This window comes from Idiomarina sp. 017G (genome assembly GCF_004362265.1).
GTDB lineage: Bacteria > Pseudomonadota > Gammaproteobacteria > Enterobacterales > Alteromonadaceae > Idiomarina > Idiomarina loihiensis.
Map to the genome: position 1 here is coordinate 578833 of NZ_SNWT01000001.1, position 22553 is coordinate 601385.

Below are 22553 nucleotides of genomic sequence, written 5' to 3' on the forward strand. Positions count from 1 at the left end.
AATGAGTCATAAAACAAAAGCACCCAGTTTATTACAGGCGCTGATTCCTTTACTTGCGCTAATCGGAATGTTGTCCTCGTCGGTTTATTTATTTGGCGAAGACTCTTCTTATGGACCCAATCAGATAGCCTTGTTAGTGGCGGCCGGTATTGCTGTCATCATAGGTTTTAAAAACGGCTTTAGCTGGCAACAAATAGAAGAGGGCATAACCGAGGGGATTTCTGTAGCCCTGGGCGCAATGTTAATCATTCTTGCTGTCGGTTCGTTAATTGGTACCTGGTTGTTGTCAGGTACCGTTCCAACATTAATTTACTTTGGTCTGGAACTGCTAAACCCAAGCTTATTCTATGCGGCAAGTTGTATTATTTGTGGTGTAGTAGCGCTATCTATCGGAAGTTCCTGGACAACCGCAGCGACCATTGGTGTAGCATTAATGGGAGTAGCTTCCGGTATGGGCTTAGAGCCAGGTATCGCTGCTGGTGCAATAGTTTCGGGAGCGTACTTTGGTGATAAAATGTCACCTTTGTCTGATACCACCAACTTGGCACCAGCGGTCGCAGGAACAGAACTGTTCGCTCACATCCGTTATATGGGGTATACCGCAGGACCTGCTTTTGCTATCTCGATAGCCTTGTTCTTAATTCTTGGTCTTAACACCGATACCAACGTTAGTTTACAGCGTCTGGAACTGATGCAGGAGCAACTAAGCGCAACCTTTAACGTTGGCTGGGAAATGCTGGTTCCTCTGGCGGTGTTGCTATACTTGGCAGCAACCCGCAAACCAGCGCTACCCACGGTATTTTTCGGAGCCTTGCTCGGTGGTGTGTGGGCGCTAATTTTCCAACCTGAAATGGTCAGTCAAATAGCCGGAGAACAGGGCTGGGTTGCTGCCTTAAAAGTAGTTTGGTTAGCCTTATCAGATGGCGTATCGGTGAGTACAGGGAGTGCCAATCTTGATTCATTGTTAAGCGGCGGTGGCATGTCGTCAATGTTAAATACCGTATGGCTCATTTTAAGTGCCATGACCTTTGGCGCCATTATGGAAAAAGTTGGCCTGCTGGAACGCTTTATCCGCGGCATGCTGAAGTCAGCTAAGAGTGTCGGTTCGCTGGTTACCGGGACCATTTTTACCTGTTTTGGTGCGAACGTACTAACCGCAGACCAATATATGGCAATTGTATTGCCAGGGCGCATGTTCAAAGAAGAATATGAGCGTCGCAATCTGGATCCCAGAGTGCTTTCCCGTACTCTGGAAGATAGTGGTACCATCACATCGGCTCTTATTCCCTGGAATACATGCGGAGCTTATATGTTTTCAGTACTTGCCGTAAGTCCGTTCGAATATGGTATTTATGCGTTCTTTAATTACCTGACACCGCTAATTGCCATAATTCTCGCTTATACCGGCTGGACTATCTTGTATTTGAACCCAAAAGACAAAACGGCTGAAGCCTAATTAGAGCGAATAGCCGTACGCAAGAGAGCGACTTAAGAGAACTAAATACAGAAGGAAGCTATGACACAATTACCAAAGGCTAAATATCGTAAAGATTATCAGGAACCTGAATTCACAATAACGGATGTCGATTTAACTTTTAATCTTCATCCAACAGAAACTCGGGTAACGAGCGTCTTAAAAGTTGTACGGCAAGGCGATCATACAAAGCCTTTGGTACTCGACGGGGAACAACTCACCTTACTGAGCTTAAAAGTCGATGGTGAAGACGTTGCTGAGGATTCATATGAATGCAATGAGCACAGCCTTTCACTTAATACTTCGCTCAAGGCGTTTACCCTTGAAATTGAAAATAGCGTTAACCCGACGGCTAATGAGGCGCTTGAAGGCCTGTACCTGGCTGAAAACACCTTCTGTACGCAGTGCGAAGCAGAAGGCTTCCGACGCATCACTTATTACCCCGATCGGCCTGATGTTCTGGCAAAATTTACAACCACAATTATTGCCGATAAAGCAGAGTTTCCATACTTATTATCAAATGGTAACCGCATAAAGCAGCTGGATCTTGATAACGGAAAGCATATGGCAACCTGGCAGGACCCGTTTCCTAAGCCTTGCTATCTGTTTGCTCTTGTCGCGGGTAATTTCGATGTATTACGTGACGAATTTACTACCCGGGAAGGGCGTACCGTTGATTTAGAGCTTTTTGTCGATAAAGGCAACCTGGACAGAGCTGATCATGCCATGTTATCGCTTAAGAATGCGATGAAGTGGGACGAGGAGCGTTTCGACCTGGTCTACGATCTGGATATTTATATGATTGTAGCCGTCGACTTCTTCAATATGGGCGCCATGGAAAACAAAGGCCTGAACGTTTTCAATGCGAAGTACGTTTTGGCTAATCCCGCGACGGCAACCGATCAGGACTTTCTTAACGTTGAATCCGTTATTGGTCACGAATATTTCCACAACTGGACTGGCAACCGCGTGACGTGCCGCGACTGGTTTCAACTGAGCTTAAAGGAAGGGCTGACTGTTTTCCGCGATCAGGAGTTCAGTTCAGATCTCGGCTCCAGAGCCGTCAACCGCATTCAGGACGTCCGCGTTATTCGCAGCCACCAGTTCGCTGAAGATGCCGGACCCATGGCGCATCCGATTCGACCGGATAAAGTTGTTCAAATGAATAACTTTTATACGGTTACGGTCTATAACAAAGGCGCCGAAGTTATTCGGATGATCCACACCTTATTGGGAGAATCCGGTTTTCAGAAAGGTATGAAGCTTTATTTTGAGCGTCACGATGGTAAGGCTGTAACCTGTGAAGATTTCGTTCAGGCTATGGAAGATGCAAACGGCGAAGACTTCAGTCGATTCCGTCATTGGTACTCGCAGGCAGGAACGCCGGTTGTTACAGCGGAGCAGTCTTACGATAAAGACGCGAAACAACTGACCTTGGTGCTCAAACAGGAAACAGCGTCTACTCCCGGACAAGAGCAAAAGGCACCTTTCCATATTCCGGTTAAATGGTCAGCCTATAGCGAGCAGGGCGCAGAACTGTCATTAAGTGATAATAATTTATTGCACTTAAAAGAGAATGAATCGACTTTTACCTTTGATAATGTTGTGGAGAAACCCATTTTATCTTTATTCGATAATTTCTCTGCGCCAGTTAAAGTAAAACGCACCATAAGCGATGACGAATTGCGGGTACTGCTGGCTCATAGCAAAGATGACTTTAGTCGTTGGGATGCGGCACAGTCGTTGTTTACCCGAATGATAGAAAAGGGAATTAATGATGATTCCGCTATCGAATTATCAGCACAAACGATTGATGCATGCAGGAACTTGCTTCAGGCCAATACAGATCCGGCACTAAAAGCTCTGGCCTTAACACTGCCTTCAGCCTCAACGATTGCTGATAATTATGAAACCATTCCGGTAGAAGCAATTAATACCCAGTTGAAGTCACTAAAAACACAACTGGCAGTTGCGCTCGAGAATGATTTCAGCCAGCTTCTGAGTGCCTGTAAGTCAGAAAAAGCCTACCAGTTAGTGGGTGATGAAATAGCCAAACGGCAACTGAAACAGGTTTGTTTAAGCTACTTAGCCGAATTAGGCGACGCAGCGACCGATAAGTTGACAGAACAGTTTGACCAGGCCGATAACCTGACTGATCAACTGGGTGCAATGCAGGCCGGAGTGTGGGCTAATCATTCTGCAGCCGAGTCTTTACTTAATAAGTTTGAGCAGCAATGGCGTGGCGAAAAACTGGTAATGGACAAGTGGTTCAGCACTCAGGCTCTTGCTAATAACGAAGCTACGGTGGAGCGCGTTAAAGATTTAATGACGCACCCCGATTTCTCGTTAAAAAATCCAAACCGGGTGTATTCACTGCTTGCCGCGTTCACTCAGAATCAAGCTCAGTTTCATAAAGCTGACGGGGCAGGGTATGAACTGATAGGCTCAGTCATTCAACAACTGAATACCAGCAACCCTCAGGTTGCCTCAAGACTGCTCTCTGCTTTTGTCAGTTGGCGCCGGTATGATGAGAATCGCCAGAAATTAATGCGGAATCAGCTTGAGTCTTTACGTCAATTGCCAAACCTGGCCAGTGACTTATTTGAAAAAATAGAAAGTTGTCTAACTGAATAATTATTTAAAGGTATTAACCAACGGTGATCATTGAGTATGTTTTTAACCTGAGTATGAGCTATCAGGAGTTTTGCGATGTTTATTACAGCAAGGGTTATCAACAAATTGTAGTAACGACCGTTAACGGCACGCGGGTAGCACTACCCGCGGGGCGTTTAATTCCTTTTATCGATAACCAGGGCGTGCGTGGACGCTTCCTTTTACAAGTTGATGAGCAGCAAAAGTTCGTGGGATTAAAACGGCTGACTTAGAGTCCATTCATTTAAACTAAATAGTTATATTATTTTACTTGCCATATCTGGTCTAAACACCTGTTTTTAGCGCGAATAAGCGTTGAAACCCCAGCGTAAATGTTCGACAATAACATCAATCATATATTCTCTGGCCGTGGGCCGCATTTGGGCTTGCCTACGACGTTTCACCAACAACCTCAAGGACTCTGCAATTATGTCGTTGGTCGATAGTCAATCTCCGGTTTTACTGGAAAAAGTCGTTGAATTGATAAAAAAGAAAGTTCCCGCCTCTCAAGCGCACTTAGTAGCAGATTTTGCCAAGCGCTTATATCGCAATATTGCCAGTGATGATTTAACGAACCGCCACGATAGTGATATGTATGGTGCGGTTTTGGGTTTATGGCACAGCTTTAATGAGTATAAACCCGGTGATAAAGCACTGATAAAAGTATATAACCCTGAAGTCCCGACGGACGGCTGGGAGTCTCCTCATACCATTATTGAAATTATTCAAAATGATATGCCATTTATGGTCGACTCAGTGCGCATGGCGCTGGCTCGTCTGGGCATTACATCGCATTTATTACTGCATATGCCGTTGAGCCATAAACGGGACAAAAATAGCCAGGTTACTGAATTACAGAAACCGGGTACCCGTAGCGATGATAACTATGTCGACACGGTTTTTCTTATTGAAATAGACCGCCAAACCAGCAAGGAAGAGATAAAAACGTTAAAAAGTGAGCTGGTGTCGGTAATGGAAGAAATCAGTCTTGCTGTTGAAGACTGGCAGGCTATGCGTAAGCGTCTACAGACGGTTTCGGAGCAACTGGATCATGAATACTATCCGGGCTCAAAAAAAGAAAAGAAAGAAATTAAAGAGTTCTTACAATGGCTGGCCAATGATAACTTCACGTTAACCGGTTACCGTTCCTATGAGCTAACTCCGGTGAAAGGCGACTACGAACTCAAACAGGTTAAAGACTCCAGTCTGGGGTTAATGAAAAACTCCGTTAGTGAAAAAGGACGTTTGGTTTCCAGCTTACCGGAAGATGCGCGCGAAATAACGCACAACGAACGCCTGTTACTGTTGACCAAAACCAACTCGAAATCACGGGTTCATCGTCCAGCATACTCAGACTACATTGGTGTTAAACGCTTTAATGAAGACGGCGAAGTCATAGGTGAAGACCGCTTTATTGGTTTGTATTCGGCCAACTTCTATAACAACAGTGCACGTGATATCCCGTTGGTGAGTGAGAAAATATCCCGCGTATTAGACATGTCAGGCTTTGCTCCGCAGTCTCACGCGGCTAAAGCACTGTTGAATATTTTAGAGACTTATCCTCGTGACGAAATTGTGCAGGCAGAAGAAGATGACTTACTAACTGTCGGTCTGGGCGTGTTGCAAATGCAGGAGCGCGACATGACCCGCGCTTTTCTGCGCCGCGATATTTTCGGCCGCTTTATGTCGTGCATGGTTTATGTGCCAAAAGAGCGCTATAACACCTTGTTACGTCAACGAACTCAAAGTGTGTTGGCGCGTACATTGAAAACCGAATACGACGTCGACTTTACCACTTATTTTTCAGAGTCTTCGTTAGCAAGAACACATTATACCGTGCGTTTGAGCGAAGACCATCAGGATGTGAACGTGAAAGAATTAGAACAGAACTTAATTGAAGCGGCCCGCACGTGGGAAGACAACTTCGAACGTATTTTGCAGTCCACTTTCGGGGAAGCAAATGCTACCCGTTTAAACAAACGATACGCTACGGCATTTCCCCGTGCGTATAAAGAAGACGTTTTACCGTCGGTAGCAATTTCAGACATAAAACAACTGGAATCGTTAAATGACGAACATAAACTGGGTATGGTGTTATACCGTGCTCAGGAAGAAAAAGACGACAGTAAACATCTGCACTTGAAGTTGTTCCATAAAGACGAACCGATTCATCTGTCGGACGTACTGCCGATGCTCGAGAACTTCGGGTTACGGGTTATTGGCGAAAGCCCTTACCAGATTAAAACGGGCGACGGTGATGTGTACTGGGTTCTTGATTTCCACATGCTTCACACTGCAGGCTCGTTGAATCTGGAAGAGAGTCGTGAAACCTTCCAGGAAGCCTTTGCGTTAGTCTGGAACGGTAAATTAGAAGACGATGGCTTTAACCGCTTGGTACTAGGTGCCGGCATGAATGGCCGTCAGGCCACTATTTTGCGTATGTTTGCGAAATACATGCGTCAAATTGGCACCACATTCAGCCAAAGCTACATAGAGAGTACGTTCAGTAAGTATCCTCTGCTGGCCAAGCTGGTTGTGAAGATGTTTTACAGCAAGTTTGAACCGGGTACAAAAGGTGTTGAGAAAAAGCTTGAAGCACTTCATACCCGTATTAATACCGAGTTGGATAACGTTGCCAACCTTGACGATGACCGTATTATTCGTCGCTATGTCGAACTGATTGATGCAGCTTTGCGTACCAACTTCTTCCAGAAAGACGAGCAGGGCAACGACAAACCTTATATTTCAGTTAAGTTCTTGCCTGAGCTGGTACCGGAAATGCCGTTACCGTTACCTAAGTTTGAAATTTTTGTTTACTCGCCGAAAGTCGAAGGTGTGCATCTTCGTGGCGGTAAAGTAGCTCGTGGTGGCTTGCGCTGGTCAGACCGTCGTGAAGACTTCCGCACCGAAGTACTTGGTCTGGTAAAAGCTCAGCAAGTGAAGAACACCGTTATTGTACCTGTGGGTGCAAAAGGCGGCTTTATTTGTAAAGCTTTACCGGAAGACAGAGAAGGCATGATGGCCGAGGGTAAAGAGTGCTATAAAACCTTTATCCGTGCGTTACTGGACATTACCGATAACATCGTTGAAGGCGAAATTGTTCCTCCGAAAAGTGTTGTTCGCCGTGACGAAGACGACCCATACCTGGTTGTTGCCGCAGATAAAGGTACTGCAACTTTCTCTGATATCGCTAACGGCATTTCAGCTGAATATAACTTCTGGCTGGGTGATGCCTTTGCATCTGGCGGCTCAGTTGGCTATGACCATAAGAAAATGGGTATTACCGCTCGTGGTGCCTGGGAATCAGTTAAACGCCATTTCCGCGAAATGGGTATTGATTGCCAAACCACAGACTTTACCTGTGTTGCCATTGGTGACATGGGTGGCGATGTATTTGGTAACGGCATGTTGCTGTCCAAGCATACGCGATTACAAGCGGCATTTAACCACTTGCACATCTTTATTGATCCGGAGCCAGACGCTGCGAAATCCTGGGAAGAGCGTGACCGTTTATTCAAAATGCCGCGTTCAAGCTGGGATGATTACAACCGAGAATTGATTTCAAAAGGTGGTGGCATCTTCAACAGAAGTGCTAAAGCGATTGAGCTAACGCCTGAAATTAAGAAAATGCTGGGTACCCAGAAAAAATCAATGACACCTAATGATTTGATCAAAGCCTGCTTAACGATGGAAGTTGATCTTATCTGGAATGGTGGTATCGGTACTTACGTTAAAGGCAAAGCCGAAACCGACAGCGATGTTGGTGACCGCGCTAACGATGCGTTGCGCGTTAACGGTCGCGAGCTGAACGCGAAAATTATCGGTGAGGGCGGCAACTTAGGCTTTACCCAGTTAGGCCGTATTGAATTTGCACAAAACGGTGGACGAGTTAATACCGACTTTGTCGATAACGTGGGTGGCGTGGACTGCTCAGATAACGAAGTTAATATTAAAATTTTACTTAACGGTTTAGTTAACAGTGGCGATCTGACGAAGAAGCAACGCGATAAACTGCTTTACGATATGACCGACGATGTCGCGAAAATTGTACTGGATGACTGTAACAGACAAACACAGTCAATTTCGGTAACAGCATTGCGTGGTACCGATCAAGTTAAAGAGTATACGCGGTTTATTCACCACCTTGAGCGCGAGCATTCGTTGAACCGTCAGCTTGAGTTTTTACCTGATGATGATGAATTAATTGAGCGTCAGGCAACGAACCAGGGCTTAACACGTCCGGAGCTGTCCATTATTACGGCTTACGGAAAAATGGTTCTTAAAGAGCAGCTGATAACGGATGAAATCACGGAAGACCCGTACCACATGCGTGAACTTTTTGACTCTTTCCCGGAGGCTTTACGTGAGCGTTTTGCTGACAGTATGGTATCTCATCCGCTGAAAGGTCAGATTATTGCAACTAAGCTTGCCAATAATATCGTTAACGATATGGGACCAAACTTTGTTTTCCGCAAGCAGGAGGCAACCGGCTCGACAGTTGCTGAAATAGCTTCAGCTTATGTTGTTGCCCGCGAGTGTTTTAAAGTTGAAGAGCTGTGGGAACAAATTGAAGCGCTGAATAATAAAGTACCTGCCGAAGTTCAGAATGAAGTTTTATTCCAGCTTCGTCGTATGGTTCGCCGCGCAACTCGCTGGTTCTTGCGTCACCGCAACCCAGCTCTGAGTGGCATTCAGGAACACTTAGATTTTTACATGGGTGCATTTGATGACTTACGCGAGAACAGCCTCAAGTATATGGTTGAAGATGAAGCTAAAGTCATTGAAGAAACGATAGAGAAGTACAAAGAACATGGCTTTCCGGCCAAGTTGGCAAAACAAGTTGCAAGCCTGAGCACGGTATTTTCTGCTATGGATCTTGCTGAAGTTGCTAATGAAACCGGACAGTCGTTCAAGACGGTTGGTACGCTTTATTTCCGCTTAGGTGCGGAAATAAACTTACATTGGTTCTTAATACAAATTAATAACCAACCTGTGGCGAACCACTGGCAAGCTCTGGCAAGAGCGGCATTCCGCGAAGAGCTCGACTGGCAGCAACGTTCATTAACTCAAGTTGTACTGCGTTCAACACCAGACGTGAGCGATCCGGAAAAGATGATCAGCGAGTGGATAGAGCAAAACGAAGTACTATTATCGCGCTGGCAGCAAATGCTATCCGATTTCCGTACAACGAAGAGCCACGAGTTTGCTAAATTCTCGGTCGCTTTGCGCGAGCTTATGCTGTTAAGCCATAACTGTGCACCTAAAGTGATCAGTTAATGTACAACCTTATAAAACCATTGTTGTTCCGTCAGGATCCTGAGAAAACGCACGAATTAATGCTCGGGATCCTGAGTAAATGGCATCGCACACCGTTGTCGCTGTTTTGGAAACAAAACGTACCCAGCAAATCGGTTCGGGTTATGGGAATTGATTTCCCTAACCCGGTAGGTTTAGCCGCTGGTCTTGATAAAAATGCCGAGTGTATAGATGCATTTTCTCAGATGGGTTTTGGTTTTATCGAAGTTGGTACAGTGACACCTGTAGCTCAGCCGGGTAATGATAAACCTCGTTTATTCCGCTTGACCGAAGACGAAGCAATTATTAACCGCATGGGTTTTAATAACCATGGGGTTGATGAGCTTGTTAAAAATGTCAAAGCGTCTTCCTATAAAGGCGTGCTAGGCATTAATATCGGTAAAAACAAAAACACGCCGGAAGAGCAGGCCATTGATGACTACCTTGCGTGTCTGAATAAGGTTTATCCTTATGCAGACTACGTAACGATAAACATTTCATCTCCTAATACTCCGGGTTTAAGAAACCTTCAGCACGGCTCCAGTCTTGATGGCTTATTGTCCAGCCTTAAAACGGCTCAGCTGACTTTGGCAAAAGAGTATGAGCGCTACGTGCCGCTGGTGGTTAAAATAGCTCCGGATCTTGAAGATCATGAAGTGGAAGTTATGGCGCAGTCACTATTAAAGAATGAAATGGATGGCGTAATAGCAACCAACACAACTTTGTCGCGTGACGGACTGCAAAGCAGTCAGGCCGGCGAAGCAGGGGGCTTAAGCGGTAAACCACTTCAGGATAAAAGTACTCGAGTGATAGAGCTGTTATGTAAAACTTTGCAAAGAAAAATACCGGTTATAGGCGTTGGTGGCATTGATTCAGTTGAGTCAGCAGAGGCCAAACTCAAGGCTGGAGCGAGCCTGGTGCAAGTTTACACAGGGTTTATCTATCAAGGGCCTGGGCTAATTCGCTCAATTGTTAGTCACTTGTAATGGTTAAGTGACTTTAGTATCTTATCGCAAAGCTTAAATTCTTCTAATAATAAAGGCTAACATCGTGGAATCGGAATCCCATTGGTTATGGTTATTCAATACAGAAAGCGGCAAGCTTAGCGTTAAGCTAAGTGATACCGACGTATTTGATACGCCTTACAAACCGAGTCAGCTAGTCAATATTCACTTTAATGAACAAATGATGGATATTGAAGACGCGACAACTTTCCAAATCGTTAGTGAAACATTAGAGGCTTACCCTGCAGATAAAATGCCTTGTGCACCGCAAAACGCAGCTCTTAATGCAACTGCCTGGTGTCGCTTTGGTCGTCCTCAAATGCCACAGAGTTGGCATTTTCAAAAATCTGATATTAGCGAATGGCCGTTAGAGCGGCGTTTATGCGAATTGAACTCAGGTTTTGATCAGGGGCTGTTCTTAATTCTTGATACCGATGATGAATTTGCGACTTGCTTACTATTAAGTGAGGGCATGCAGCTTTCTGCGATTAAATCGCTGCGTCAGTACCATGTCATTAAAGTCACCTTAAACCGCTTGTTACCGGCAACCGTCGATTTAGCTTTGTCAGCTCAGTCTAACTGGGGACAACAGTTGGCGTAGTGGCTTTAAATATAAAGCTTGCGTCTTAAGTCTATTTTCAGGCTTACTTGGGAATTTATTCAAAGAAAGAGTATTTAGCAGGAAGGCATTACTGAATTCTAATTCCGGACGTTGGTTGCGGGGGCAGGATTTGAACCTACGACCTTCGGGTTATGAGCCCGACGAGCTACCAGACTGCTCCACCCCGCGTCCGATTGAGAGCGCATAGTATAGTCATAATTCGTGCCGCGCAAGCTTTATTTAAACCAACTGCATAGTATTTATACAAATACGGTTTAACTGCTGTTTTATTAGTCATTCTCTATGTAATTCCCTTATTTCAGCTGGAATTACAGACAGCCACTGAGCTCTCCGTTATAATTGTCCCCTTAATTTTTTAGGCGAAGTTTCTATGTATCGTTTTTTTATTGCGTGCTCCAAAGGCCTTGAAGGGCTTTTGTTTGATGAGTTGCAAGAGTTCAATTTAAGTCACGTTAAGCAAACCCTTGCGGGCTGCTATATCGAGGCTGATTTGCAGCAAGCGTATACCGTGGCTATGTGGTCCAGGTTAGCAAGCCGTATGCTATTACAACTGGGTGAAAAGGAAGTTTCCAGCCTGGATGAGATTAAACTGGCATTGACTCAATTCTCGTGGAGCAAGGTTTTCGATGCGAACAGAACCTTTGTAGTTGATTTCTCTGGCGGTAACGACGACATTCGCCACACTCAGTTTGGCGCACAGTTAGTAAAAGACTGTATTGTCGATAACTTTCGTAATAGCGGATTTGAACGCCCCAGTATCGATAAGCAGGACCCGGACATTCGTATTGCCGTGCGAGTACATAAAGACAAGCTCACCTGGTCTTTAGACTTTACCGGTGACGGCATGCACAAAAGGGGATATCGCCTGCAGCAGGGTGAAGCACCGCTGCGGGAAACCTTAGCTGCCGCTATATTAGTCCGCGCCGGCATCAAAAACGAATTGGAAAAAGACGAGCCCGTTATTTTTGACCCCTTTTGTGGCTCGGGTACCTTAGTCATTGAAGCCGCCATGATGGCAATGGACCACGCACCAGGTTTGAGCCGCGCGCATTGGGGCTTCTTGTTTTGGCATGAACATTCGCCGCAACTGTGGCACGACGTGCTAGAGCAGGCTGAGCAGCGCTTTAAAGAAGGTAAGAAGAACTTTAAAGGCCATTTAAAAGGCTCTGACAACAACCCTCATTTGGTCGCTAAAGCTAAAGATAACGCCAAGCGTGTGCTATTGCATGAAGTGATAGAGTTTGAAGTTGCGGATGCAACAAACTGTGAAGCACCGGCAGAAAGTGGCCTGTTAGTCTGTAATCCTCCCTACGGTGAACGTCTGGGTGAGGCCGTTGAAACCTTACTGTTGTACCGCCGTTTTGGCCGTCAACTAAAAGACACTTTCCAGAATTGGCATATAGCGGTACTGGCAGGAGACGAACAGTTACTTAAACGTCTGAAACTGCGCAGCCATAAGAAATACCCGCTATTAAACGGTGCAATTCCGGTTAATTTGGCTCTTTACGACTTAACTAAAGAGCAACCTGACTTCGCAGAGAGTCAAGCTGACGACCTGGTTAATCGGGTTAAGAAGAACCATGCAAAATTAAGCAAGTGGGCTGACAAGGAAGGACTGGATTGCTGGCGTGTTTATGATGCCGACATTCCTGAGTACAACGCCGCTATCGATATTTATCAGGATTACGTGGTTGTACAGGAATACGCAGCTCCAAAAGACATTCCTGAAGGAGTGGCGAATGACCGCTTGTGGTTCATGCTCGAGTCCTTGAGTTCAGCTCTGCCGGTATCTGAAGATAAAATTATTCTAAAACGCCGCCAGCGCCAAAGCGGTAAGCAGCAATACGAAAAACAATCGCAGGACAGCACGGTGTTAACGGTTAATGAATACGGCGCCAAATTTGAGGTGAATTTAACCGATTACCTTGATACCGGCTTATTTATGGACCATAGACTGGTGCGTAAGGAATTGCTGGATAAGTGCGAAGAATTGGATGTACTGAATTTATTCGCCTATACCTGCACCGCATCTGTACAGGCCGCCAGAGCCGGAGCCGCACGCGTGGTTTCCGTCGATATGTCGAAAACTTACCTGAAGTGGGGCGAGCGTAACTTTGCCTTAAACCGCTTACGAGGCGACTACCAGTTTATTCAGGCTGACTGCTTTAGCTGGATGCGGGAACAACGTGGCAAGCAACTGTTTGACGTTATTTTCCTTGATCCGCCTACCTTTAGTAACTCAAAACGGATGAGCGGAACCTTAGACATACAGCGTGACCACGTCGGTTTGATAAAAACCGCCACGGGAATGTTGAAAGAGGATGGCGTGATTCTATTCTCTAACAATAGAAAGAAATTCCGCATCGACACCGAAGGCCTGGATAAAGCCGGTCTTGAAGTAAATGATCAGACCCAGGCTTCAATACCCGAGGACTTCAAACGCCATAAAGGTATTCATCATTATTATATTATTTCACGGGCTTAATTAATGTCTGCGTTTTATTTGCTTACGAAACCAAACTGTCCGCTTTGTACTCAGGCTATTCAGTTACTGCACTCGCTTGACCTGGAAGAGCCGGTTGAACTTGGAGTAGTCGACATTGCCGAACAGCAGGAGCTGCAAGAAGAGTATGGCTGGTTAGTACCAGTATTTATTCGGGGAAAAGACGACGCAGAGTTGCGTTGGCCTTTCGATGCTAATCAATTGCTGGAGTTTGTAGAGCAATGAGTTTATTACGTGTACAGGATGCACACCTGGCCTTTGGCGCTGATGCCATTTTAGACGGTGTTGATTTTACCATTGAAGCCGGTGAACGAGTTTGTTTGGTTGGCCGTAACGGCGCCGGTAAATCCACTTTCTTAAAAGCGATAGATAACGAAGTGGTCTTAGATTCAGGCCAAATACAGTGGGTGGGCGATACCAAAGTGACCCGTTTGCCGCAGGATCCGCCTAAACAGTCGGAACAGCGAGTGTTTGACTACGTAGCTGAAGCGCTGGCTGAATCGGGCAAAGCACTGGCTCGTTACCATGAATTGTCTGCCAGTCTTACTGACTCCCCCAGCAGCGCAACGCTTGACGAAATGGACAAACTGCAGAATCAACTGGATGCTATTAACGGCTGGCAAGTCAATACACGCATTGAACAGGTTTTGACTCAGCTGCAATTACCCGCAGATGAAACCATGGCCGCACTTTCCGGCGGTTGGTTGCGTCGCGTGGCGCTAGCTCGGGCGTTGGTTGTTGATCCGGACATCTTACTGCTGGATGAGCCGACCAACCACTTGGATATTGAAATGGTGCGTTGGCTGGAAGAGCAAATCGTTAACTTCTCCGGGGCTGTGTTATTTATCAGTCACGACCGGGCGTTTATCCGCCGTTTGGCTACACGAATTATCGATTTAGACCGCGGACATTTAACCAGTTACCCGGGCAGCTACGATACCTACCTGCAGAAAAAACAGGAAGCACTGGAAGTTGAAGCAAACCACAACGCTGAGTTTGATAAAAAGCTGGCAGCTGAAGAGACCTGGATACGCCAGGGCGTTAAGGCTCGCCGTACTCGTAACGAAGGGCGGGTACGTGCACTTCAGGATCTGCGGAAGCAACGTCAGCAAAGACGCGAACTTCAGGGTAAGGCAAATCTGGCAGTGAACGAATCCTCACGTTCCGGTAAAAAGGTCTTTGAAGGCGAAAATATGGCTTTGCGTTTTGGCGACAAGCCTATTATTAATGACCTGGATCTTTTGTTGATGCGCGGCGACAAAGTGGCGTTTGTCGGGCCTAATGGTTGTGGTAAAAGTACGCTGATTAAAGTTATTTTAGGCATGCAGGAAGTGGACAGCGGTAAAGTTCAGCTAGGCACTAATCTGGAAGTCGCTTACTTTGATCAACACCGGGCGCAGCTTGACCCTGAACAAACCGTTATGGACAACGTTGGTGACGGCAAGCAGGACATAGAGTTTCAGGGCCGCAGCCGACATATTTTAAGTTACCTGCAGGATTTTCTCTTTTCACCGAAACAGTCACGAACCCCTGTTCGGGCGCTTTCCGGTGGAGAAAGGAACCGGGCGTTGTTAGCGAAAATACTGCTGAAACCCAGTAATATTCTAGTACTCGATGAGCCGACTAACGACCTGGATATTGAAACCTTAGAACTGCTCGAGCAAATTGTTGCGAATTATCAGGGTACGGTTCTGCTGGTCAGTCACGACAGGGAATTTGTAGACAACACAGCAACCAGCGTGCTGTATTTTGAAGGTGAGGGCGTTATTACTGAAATTATTGGTGGTTTTACCGAACTAAACCACTATTTAGCGGCAAAAGCTGAAAATTCATTTCATAGCAACGGAACCAAAGCGGCAGCTAAAGAGTCTGACAGCAACAAAAGTTCGCAAAGTAAGGGAAAAACCGCAGACAAAGGTTCAGACAAGCCGCGGAAGAAGTTATCCTATAAATTGCAACGCGAATTAGAGCAGTTACCCAAAGTTATTGCAGAAAAAGAAGCAAAACTTGAAGAATTACAACAGTTAATGAATGAACCGGGGTTCTTCGAACAGCCATTAGAAAAAACCGAACCAGTCATGACTCAAATTGCCGAAATTGAAGGGCAGTTGATGCAGGATCTGGAGCGCTGGGAAGAACTGGAAAACTTATCAGAACAGAGTAGTTAGTTAATGAAATCATTTACGTTGAAGTCACTTACCGTAGCAATTGTTTCAACAGTCTCTTTTGCATCTGCAGCAGACACTTATAATATTGAAACAATTGAAACTTTGAATAATTATCGAAGCAGTATCCCGCAAAGTATTAACGCAAGTGGGCAAATTGTTGGTGTTGCACGTTTTCCCGAAAATGTCGAAATTGATTTTTCTAAAGTTCCTTCGCGACTACTCGCGCAGATAGGTTTTGATCCCGAAGAAGATGAAGAACTGACTATTGCTCAGTATCAGGCAATTGTAGAAAACCTGGGAAACTATGCAAATAGCAGCCTTCAGACTCAGCGTATTGGATTGAACCAGGCTTTTATTTATAACGGGACTAGCAGTGAAGTTAACGCGGTATCAGCAACTGCGGATCAACTCGCTAATAGCGTCGACAGCTTCTTATACTCTATCAATAATGCCAATACAGCGGTTGGTGTTACTAGTGCACCGTTTGAGCTTATTGAACATCAATATACCAATGCCGACGACGAAACTGAGACTGCAGAGTACTTCGTATCAGACTTTCTAAGTCGCGGAATGTGGTACAACAACGGCGAATCCAGTGTCGTTGAACCTCAAGCTCAGGATTACCTGGGGGGCGAAAGTGCCATTTTTGATATCAACGATAGTGGACTTGCTGCCGGTTATGAAAGCATTGGTTTAAGTCCTGCTGCGACGACTCGAATTGAAGAGAGCTGCGAAGACCCTGAAGTTGCCAGTGCATCACAGCCCCTGGAGGTTTGTGTATGGGGCATTTGGAGAGGCTTGCAAAATGCCGATGCGTCGAATATCGCGGCCTTTAATAATAGCCGTTATCGCTATAGTCGTCCGCGTTCAGGTTATAATGCGGGTCGTTCTATCTATGACATTCGCGGAAAGTTATGGCAGTTTGACGCTAGTGGTGAGGTCATTGACGCAGTTGAATTACCAACTCTGGTAGAAAGAAGAAGTGACGATGAAAATGACTTTTCAAGCTACGCTTACGCCGTTAATAACAACGACATCGCAGTAGGGCAAAGCTGGACTTATCATCCTGATCGCGGTGCTATTCGCATGCCGGCAATTTTCCAGAATCAAGAAGCGCTGCCTGTAACTGAAGACCCGGTTTATTTGTGGGGCTCAGCAACAGACATCAATGACTCGAATATTGCTGTAGGCCATTTAACCAAACGTCCCGCAGGAACGTTGCGAAGCTACGGCTTCTATTACGATGTTGATGCGAGTGAATTGACGATTCTTGACAGTTTCTTTAATGGCGCATCGACTGTCATCCGCAGTATCAATGATAACGGCGAAATGGTCGGTACAGCAGAGGTTGACCCTACATTGTCTCAGGTTCGTGCTCGTGCTGGTTTCTACTATGATATGAGTGCAGAAGCCCCACAAATTATCAACCTGAACAATACCATTAGCTGTGACAGTGAATACAATATTGTTGATGCCAATGATATTACCGAAAACGGTGAGATTATTGCTACAGCGCTCAAAACTGAAGAGTATACAGACGAAGAAGGGGAAACCCGGACCCGTGAAATTCTTGTCAATATAAAGCTCGATCCTATTGAAGGCGAACTTAATAACTGTACTGACAATGAAGAACCTGTAGAGCGTCAGGGCGCAGCTGTCGGGCTTGGCTCGCTGCTTGGGTTTGGCGTCTTAGGTTTGCTTATTACCGGAATAAGAAGAAGAACCTTCCTTAAGACCAAAAAATCATAATAGGTCTTAAAATAAAAAGTAGCACAGTTTCAATCCGTTAAAAAAAGTCAATGGATACTGTGCTGCTTTTACAATTGAACTCTCACCAAATAAGTCTATCAATAGTAATGAGGCAGCAAAAAAGTCTCAACTCTCTAAATAATAATCTGTGAATAACAGGCGAGGGATAGATTTATGAAAAGACAAAAGCGCGATCGCTTTGAAAGAGCACATACTCAAGGCTTTAAAGCTGGTTTGCATGGTCGCTCAAAAGACAACTGTCCTTATCAAACCCAGGATGATTTTCGTTCCCACTGGCTGGGAGGTTGGCGAGATGCAATGGAAGCCCGAAATACCGGCTTATTCCGCTGATTGTCAGAGACATTGAAGGTTAGACGAAACGCCGATAGCGAAAGCATCGGCGTTTTTTTAATTCAAAAAGGGGCTAAAAGGTAGAAGTGTCGGTAAACAAGCCAACTTTTAAGTCTTTGGCTGTGTAAATTTCGCGACCATCAACTTCAACACGACCATTACCAACGCCCATAAATAGTTTACGTTTAATAACTCGTGTCATATCAATAAAGTAACTGACTTTTTTGTGTTCCGGCAGAATTTGTCCGGTGAATTTAACTTCACCAACACCTAACGCACGACCGCGCCCAGGGCCACCAGACCATGCCAGGTGAAAGCCAAGCAGCTGCCACATAGCATCAAGACCCAAACAGCCAGGCATTACCGGGTCACCTTTAAAGTGACAGTCAAAGAACCAAAGATCTGGGTTAATATCGAGCTCGGCATGGATAAAACCTTTTCCGGCCGATCCGCCGTCTTCGCTAATTTCAATGATGCGATCCATCATTAACATATTAGGTGCAGGCAACTTACTGTTACCGGGACCAAACATTTCCCCGCGACTGCAGGCGAGAAGTTCTTCGCGAGTAAAGCTCGATTGATTCATAAATACCCTAATTAATTGTTCGAAAAAACTAGGCAGCAGTCTAGCGTACAACTGTACGCTAGACAAATCCGACAAGTGACTTCTCAGCTAAAAAGGCGCCGCCAGAAACCCCGGGGTTGATCATTATCAGAACTATCCAGTGTTCGTTCCCGAACTTTCTGGAAAAGTTCTTTAACCGGCGTGTCTGTCAGTAATTCTAATGCTTCCTCAACATGCTCTACCGTGTACACATGAAATTTACCGGCTTTAACCGCGTCAATGATATCGTCATTGAGGTTAAGCTGATGTCTATTCGACTGAGGAATAATAACGCCTTGCTCGCCATTTAAGCCCCTGTGAGCACAAAGCGCATAATAACCTTCAATTTTTTCATTCACTGCACCAATAGACTGAACGTTACCAAACTGATCTATCGCACCAGTAATAGCCAGTGACTGTTTTAACGGCTGCTCAGCCAGAGCTGAAATCAAGCAGCAAAGCTCGCCAAGTGATGCGCTGTCGCCATCTACCTCATAGTAAGACTGCTCGAATACCACAGTTGCTGATACTGATAGCGGTTCGTGGCGGGCAAATTGGTTGGCCAAATAGGCGCTTAAAATCATAACCCCTTTCGTGTGAATATTGCCGGAGAGGTCTGATTTACGTTCAATATCAATAATATCGCCATCACCATAGTGAATGGTCGCAGTAATTCGGGAAGGCTCACCGAACTCACTGCCGCCCATAGTCACTACCGTCAGACCATTTAACTGGCCAACCGCGGAGCCATGAGTGTCTATTCGAACTTGCTGTTCCAGTATGCTACGGCGGCTCAGTTCAGCCAGATTACCTTCACGATCCCGTTGTTGCTGCAGCGCTAAATCTATTGCGGCTTTATCTATCTTCGCGTGTTGATTCTGCAGCGCACAGTCGTTGGCTTCGCGAAGCAATTGCAGTAACTGTATTGTGTTTAACGTGAGCTCCTGCTGATAATCCGTGTATCGGGCACAAACTCGTAGTAAGGCTGAGTAACCATCTGTACTTAGCGGCAGCACATCGGCTAGTTGCCACACATACTGTAAGTAATTGAAGTAGGGCGCTACCGGCTCATTCTGAGTTGCATAATGACCATGAAAGTCAGCCAAAAACGGGAAGAAGTTATCAAAGTCTTCGTCGTACTCGCGCAGCTGTGCGTATTCGTTACGTGAACCCAGTAAAATAATCTTAATATTAATGGGCACAGACTCGGGTCGGTAAAAGAAAGCTGCACCTGAAGTCGGCGACTGACGCGGCCACTCAAATTCTCCACCTTCGATAACATCTTTCAGGCGCTTCCAGAGCGTGATGTTTTCGAGCAACTGAGCAACCTCAATAGCAAGAATGCCCCCGTTTGCTTTATGCAAAAGGCCGGCCTCAATCAAATGCAGCTCTGAACTGACCGTTCCTTCAACCGATTGCACACCAACGTGACCAAAGAGACGTTCCTCAGTAACACGGTCGCAATAGTAGTAAGGGGCAGGGTGCTGATGTCCCACTAAAACAGAAGCCAGGCTCTCTCCCTGGATGTCCTCAGCCTTCTTGTCCCGTATTTGTTGCATGTAGTCACGCAGCTTGTGCGTGTCGAATTGCTCAATAATTGTATTGTAAGCTTCTTCGCGCTGATCTAGCGGTCGCTGCAGAAAGCCCCATATCGCTTTAATTGCTGCGTCAGCTGTTCCTGACGGCAAATTGACACACAGAGGACGCAGAGGATCGGACGGATTCGCCAGATACAGCCAGTCATACCAATTCGTGAATTCCCAACGGCTATCAGTAAAGTAGGCATCGAGGATGTCCCGTTTTAAAAGCCCACCAGGAAATAAAGCATAAATATTAGAGTATGTGCCATGCTGGCGTAATGCGTTGTTTAAGGCCGTAACTGCACGTTTTTGCCCAACTAAGGCATCTTCTTTAAGTTCCGCAGGCAGCTCTTTGAGCCACTCGCCGGTTTGTGGCTGTAGCGCCAGACAGTCTAATTTCATTGAATTGTTCTTCTCTTAACTAGCAATAACGACATGATAACAGAAATGCTGAATTGAGAGAGTTTTGCTGTGGGAAATAACAACGGTCTGCGGGATCTTTGTCATTTTGTCACTTGGTGAAGCTTCCGTTTGGCTTCAGTCGCTATATTTAGCTTTCATAGTTTGAAGCTGAACTGCGGTAACCCGCGACCTTAAAGGCATGCTAATGGTAAGGACTTCAATTTACGCCTGTTTTCTCTTAAATATACAATTGCGCATAATGTATATTATGTTAAATCACAACTATATCAGTATAACTCTAGTACGAAGCACTTACTTTTTAAAACTGCTGCTGTGCAAGAATAGGAAGCTTTTCAGCAAGGAAATCGATAAGAACACGCACTGCCGGCAGTATTCCGCGTCGGTGCGAGTACGTCATATGCATGATCCCGATGGGTAGATGCCAGTCGGTTAAAACGGGGACGAGTTCCCCGCTATTCACTGCATCGTTACAGAGGTAATTTGGTAAAGCGACAATGCCAAGTTTTTTTATTGCAGCTTCTCGCAAAACAATCATGTCGTCGGTGATAAGCCGGGGTTTTATTCTGATATTCTTTTGTTGGCCTGAACTGTGGATTAATTCATAACCATATCGTCCGTTAGTGTAATGCATACTCAAATGTTCGAACGTTAATAAATCCTCAGGCTCAGTTATCGACTTCTGATTTATTAAGTCGGGAGCAATATAAAGGGTTTGAGGTGCCTGACTTATGGGTCTGGCTATTAAACTGGAGTCTTCTATATTTTTTCGTACGCGTAGAGCAATGTCGATGCCCTCTTCTATTAAGTTAACCGGCCGGTTTGTCACAACAAGCTGAATTTCAACTTCCGGATACAAACTCATAAATTCCGGTAAAACCTGGACTAACAAGCTTTGACTTAAGGCATAGGGCGCGCTTATTTCGACTTTACCCCTGGGTTTATCCAGTAAACGTTGAGTCACTTGTTGAGCCGATTCAGCTGCGCTGACAAGACGCTCGCAGTGCACCAGAAACTCACCTCCAATGTCGGTTAACTTGAGGCCTGACCGGCTTCTGTGAAACAGCCGGGTCCCCTGCTCTTGCTCAAGTATAGCCATTTTCCGGCTTATAGTGGATTTGGGCAGACCGAGCTCCCTTGAGGCTGCGCTGATACTGCCGCAGGCCATTACCTGAGCGAACAGATAGTAGTTTGTGACATCAGGAAAAGACATAGTGAAAACCTCAAAGGTTCCGATTTTGGAACGATAGTTTCCATTTTAGCTACTTATTAGGTTAATTGGAACGAATTATAATCCGTGCATCAATTAAAAAAGCAAAGAGGTTTCTATGAAAGTTTTACATTTGGATTCAGGTATCTTTTTAGAACAATCTGTTAGTCGTCAGGTTAGTCAGAACATTGTTAATAAACTTAAGGAAAAACAAGATATTACTCTTGTGCATCGAGACTTGGTTGCCAACCCTGTTCCTCATCTTGCTGCCGATGAATTATTAGCTGAAGAGAAGCCGCTAATTGATGAGCTGGTTAAAGAGTTGCTCGATGCAGATACCCTTGTCATTGGTGCGCCAATGTATAACTTTACTATTCCAACCCAGCTAAAAGCCTGGTTTGATCGTGTATTGCAAGCTGGTGTCACCTTTAAATATACAGAGCAAGGCCCTCAGGGTCTGGTAAATGGCAAAAAAGTTTATATCGCGTCAGGTCGTGGGGGGATCTACTCTCAAGGTGACGCTCAGGCTATGGATCACCAGGAAAGCTACTTAAAACAGGCACTGGCTTTTATCGGTATTACTGACGTAACCATCATTCGTGCCGAGGGCATGAACATGGGTGATGAGCCGCGTGAAAATGGCTTTAAAGAAGCTGAACAGGAAATTGAAGCAATATAAGGTTTAACAGCGTACCTTATTCATCATCACGGTGCGCTTTAATCTGCACATCATCCCCGAGCTGCAAAATTTCGATCTCTATTGGCTGACAACAGATTTGGCAATCGATAATCTGGTGTTGGCCAATATCATTTAACCAATCAATTTCAATGTCATTTATTGCCATACAATAAGGACATTCGAACGTTTTCGGATCCGTTAAGCTCATACAAGCCTCTTATTTTTATCTGTAATCTACAATA

The 22553-nt window shown here is 45.4% G+C and carries 16 protein-coding genes and 1 tRNA gene; 12 read left to right on the forward strand and 5 right to left on the reverse strand.

The window, feature by feature from the left end; translation table 11 throughout:
- Position 1 precedes the first annotated feature (1 nt).
- From nhaC to DEU30_RS02930, 6 genes are all read left to right on the forward strand, one after another.
- Complete coding sequence (gene nhaC / locus DEU30_RS02905) at positions 2 to 1456, forward strand: Na+/H+ antiporter NhaC (RefSeq protein ID WP_011234522.1); 1455 nt, start codon at positions 2 to 4, stop codon at positions 1454 to 1456.
- A 60-nt stretch (positions 1457 to 1516) separates the two neighbouring features.
- Positions 1517 to 4108 carry an aminopeptidase N gene (gene pepN / locus DEU30_RS02910; RefSeq protein ID WP_011234523.1) on the forward strand — a complete coding sequence of 864 codons (2592 nt, stop codon included), beginning with the start codon at positions 1517 to 1519 and terminating at the stop codon, positions 4106 to 4108.
- A gap of 23 nt (positions 4109 to 4131) precedes the next feature.
- Entirely contained in the window at positions 4132 to 4359 is a 228-nt protein-coding gene (locus DEU30_RS02915; protein WP_011234524.1) for a DUF2835 domain-containing protein, read from the forward strand.
- A gap of 196 nt (positions 4360 to 4555) precedes the next feature.
- Positions 4556 to 9403, forward strand: a complete 4848-nt coding sequence (locus DEU30_RS02920) for an NAD-glutamate dehydrogenase (protein WP_114981327.1) — start codon at positions 4556 to 4558, stop codon at positions 9401 to 9403.
- Positions 9403 to 10407 carry a quinone-dependent dihydroorotate dehydrogenase gene (gene pyrD / locus DEU30_RS02925; protein WP_114981326.1) on the forward strand — a complete coding sequence of 335 codons (1005 nt, stop codon included), beginning with the start codon at positions 9403 to 9405 and terminating at the stop codon, positions 10405 to 10407. Before DEU30_RS02920 ends, pyrD begins: the two co-directional genes overlap by 1 nt.
- A 64-nt stretch (positions 10408 to 10471) precedes the next feature.
- The gene (locus DEU30_RS02930; RefSeq protein WP_011234527.1) at positions 10472 to 11026 is read left to right on the forward strand and encodes a cell division protein ZapC domain-containing protein; all 555 of its coding nucleotides are present in this window, start codon (positions 10472 to 10474) and stop codon (positions 11024 to 11026) included.
- Positions 11027 to 11138: 112 nt separating this feature from the next.
- On the opposite strand, the gene DEU30_RS02935 is transcribed toward DEU30_RS02930, so the two are convergent.
- A tRNA-Met gene (locus tag DEU30_RS02935) sits at positions 11139 to 11215 on the reverse strand.
- 202 nt (positions 11216 to 11417) lie between these two features.
- On the opposite strand from DEU30_RS02935, the gene rlmKL reads away from it, so the two are divergent.
- The 5 genes from rlmKL (at position 11418) to rmf (ending at position 17818) form a co-directional block, all read left to right on the forward strand.
- Positions 11418 to 13532: a bifunctional 23S rRNA (guanine(2069)-N(7))-methyltransferase RlmK/23S rRNA (guanine(2445)-N(2))-methyltransferase RlmL gene (gene rlmKL / locus DEU30_RS02940; protein ID WP_114981325.1), complete on the forward strand. Its 2115-nt coding sequence runs from the start codon at positions 11418 to 11420 to the stop codon at positions 13530 to 13532.
- Between the two features lie 3 nt (positions 13533 to 13535).
- Positions 13536 to 13775, forward strand: a complete 240-nt coding sequence (locus DEU30_RS02945; protein ID WP_011234529.1) for a glutaredoxin family protein — start codon at positions 13536 to 13538, stop codon at positions 13773 to 13775.
- Positions 13772 to 15718, forward strand: a complete 1947-nt coding sequence (locus DEU30_RS02950) for an ATP-binding cassette domain-containing protein (protein ID WP_011234530.1) — start codon at positions 13772 to 13774, stop codon at positions 15716 to 15718. The genes DEU30_RS02945 and DEU30_RS02950 overlap by 4 nt, the downstream gene beginning before the upstream one ends.
- Positions 15719 to 15721: 3 nt before the next feature.
- Positions 15722 to 17467, forward strand: coding sequence for a DUF3466 family protein (locus DEU30_RS02955; RefSeq protein ID WP_114981324.1), 1746 nt, complete (start codon positions 15722 to 15724; stop codon positions 17465 to 17467).
- A gap of 174 nt (positions 17468 to 17641) precedes the next feature.
- Positions 17642 to 17818 (forward strand): ribosome modulation factor, encoded by a 177-nt coding sequence (rmf, locus tag DEU30_RS02960; protein ID WP_011234532.1) that lies wholly within the window; start codon positions 17642 to 17644, stop codon positions 17816 to 17818.
- Positions 17819 to 17891: 73 nt separating this feature from the next.
- Here the strand turns inward: rmf and fabA are convergent, their stop codons facing one another.
- The 3 genes from fabA to DEU30_RS02975 all read right to left on the reverse strand — a co-directional run bounded on the left by fabA (position 17892) and on the right by DEU30_RS02975 (position 21635).
- Positions 17892 to 18404: a 3-hydroxyacyl-[acyl-carrier-protein] dehydratase FabA gene (gene fabA / locus DEU30_RS02965; protein WP_114981323.1), complete on the reverse strand. Its 513-nt coding sequence runs from the start codon at positions 18402 to 18404 to the stop codon at positions 17892 to 17894.
- A gap of 83 nt (positions 18405 to 18487) precedes the next feature.
- On the reverse strand, positions 18488 to 20404 hold the full coding sequence (locus DEU30_RS02970; protein WP_114981322.1) for a Lon protease family protein: 1917 nt from the start codon (positions 20402 to 20404) through the stop codon (positions 18488 to 18490).
- A 319-nt stretch (positions 20405 to 20723) separates the two neighbouring features.
- The gene (locus tag DEU30_RS02975) at positions 20724 to 21635 is read right to left on the reverse strand and encodes a LysR family transcriptional regulator (RefSeq protein WP_114981321.1); all 912 of its coding nucleotides are present in this window, start codon (positions 21633 to 21635) and stop codon (positions 20724 to 20726) included.
- Positions 21636 to 21750: 115 nt separating this feature from the next.
- Between DEU30_RS02975 and DEU30_RS02980 the strand changes: the two genes are divergently transcribed.
- Entirely contained in the window at positions 21751 to 22311 is a 561-nt protein-coding gene (locus DEU30_RS02980; protein ID WP_114981320.1) for an NAD(P)H-dependent oxidoreductase, read from the forward strand.
- 16 nt (positions 22312 to 22327) lie between these two features.
- On the opposite strand, the gene DEU30_RS02985 is transcribed toward DEU30_RS02980, so the two are convergent.
- On the reverse strand, positions 22328 to 22519 hold the full coding sequence (locus DEU30_RS02985) for a CPXCG motif-containing cysteine-rich protein (RefSeq protein WP_114981319.1): 192 nt from the start codon (positions 22517 to 22519) through the stop codon (positions 22328 to 22330).
- Positions 22520 to 22553 lie beyond the last annotated feature (34 nt).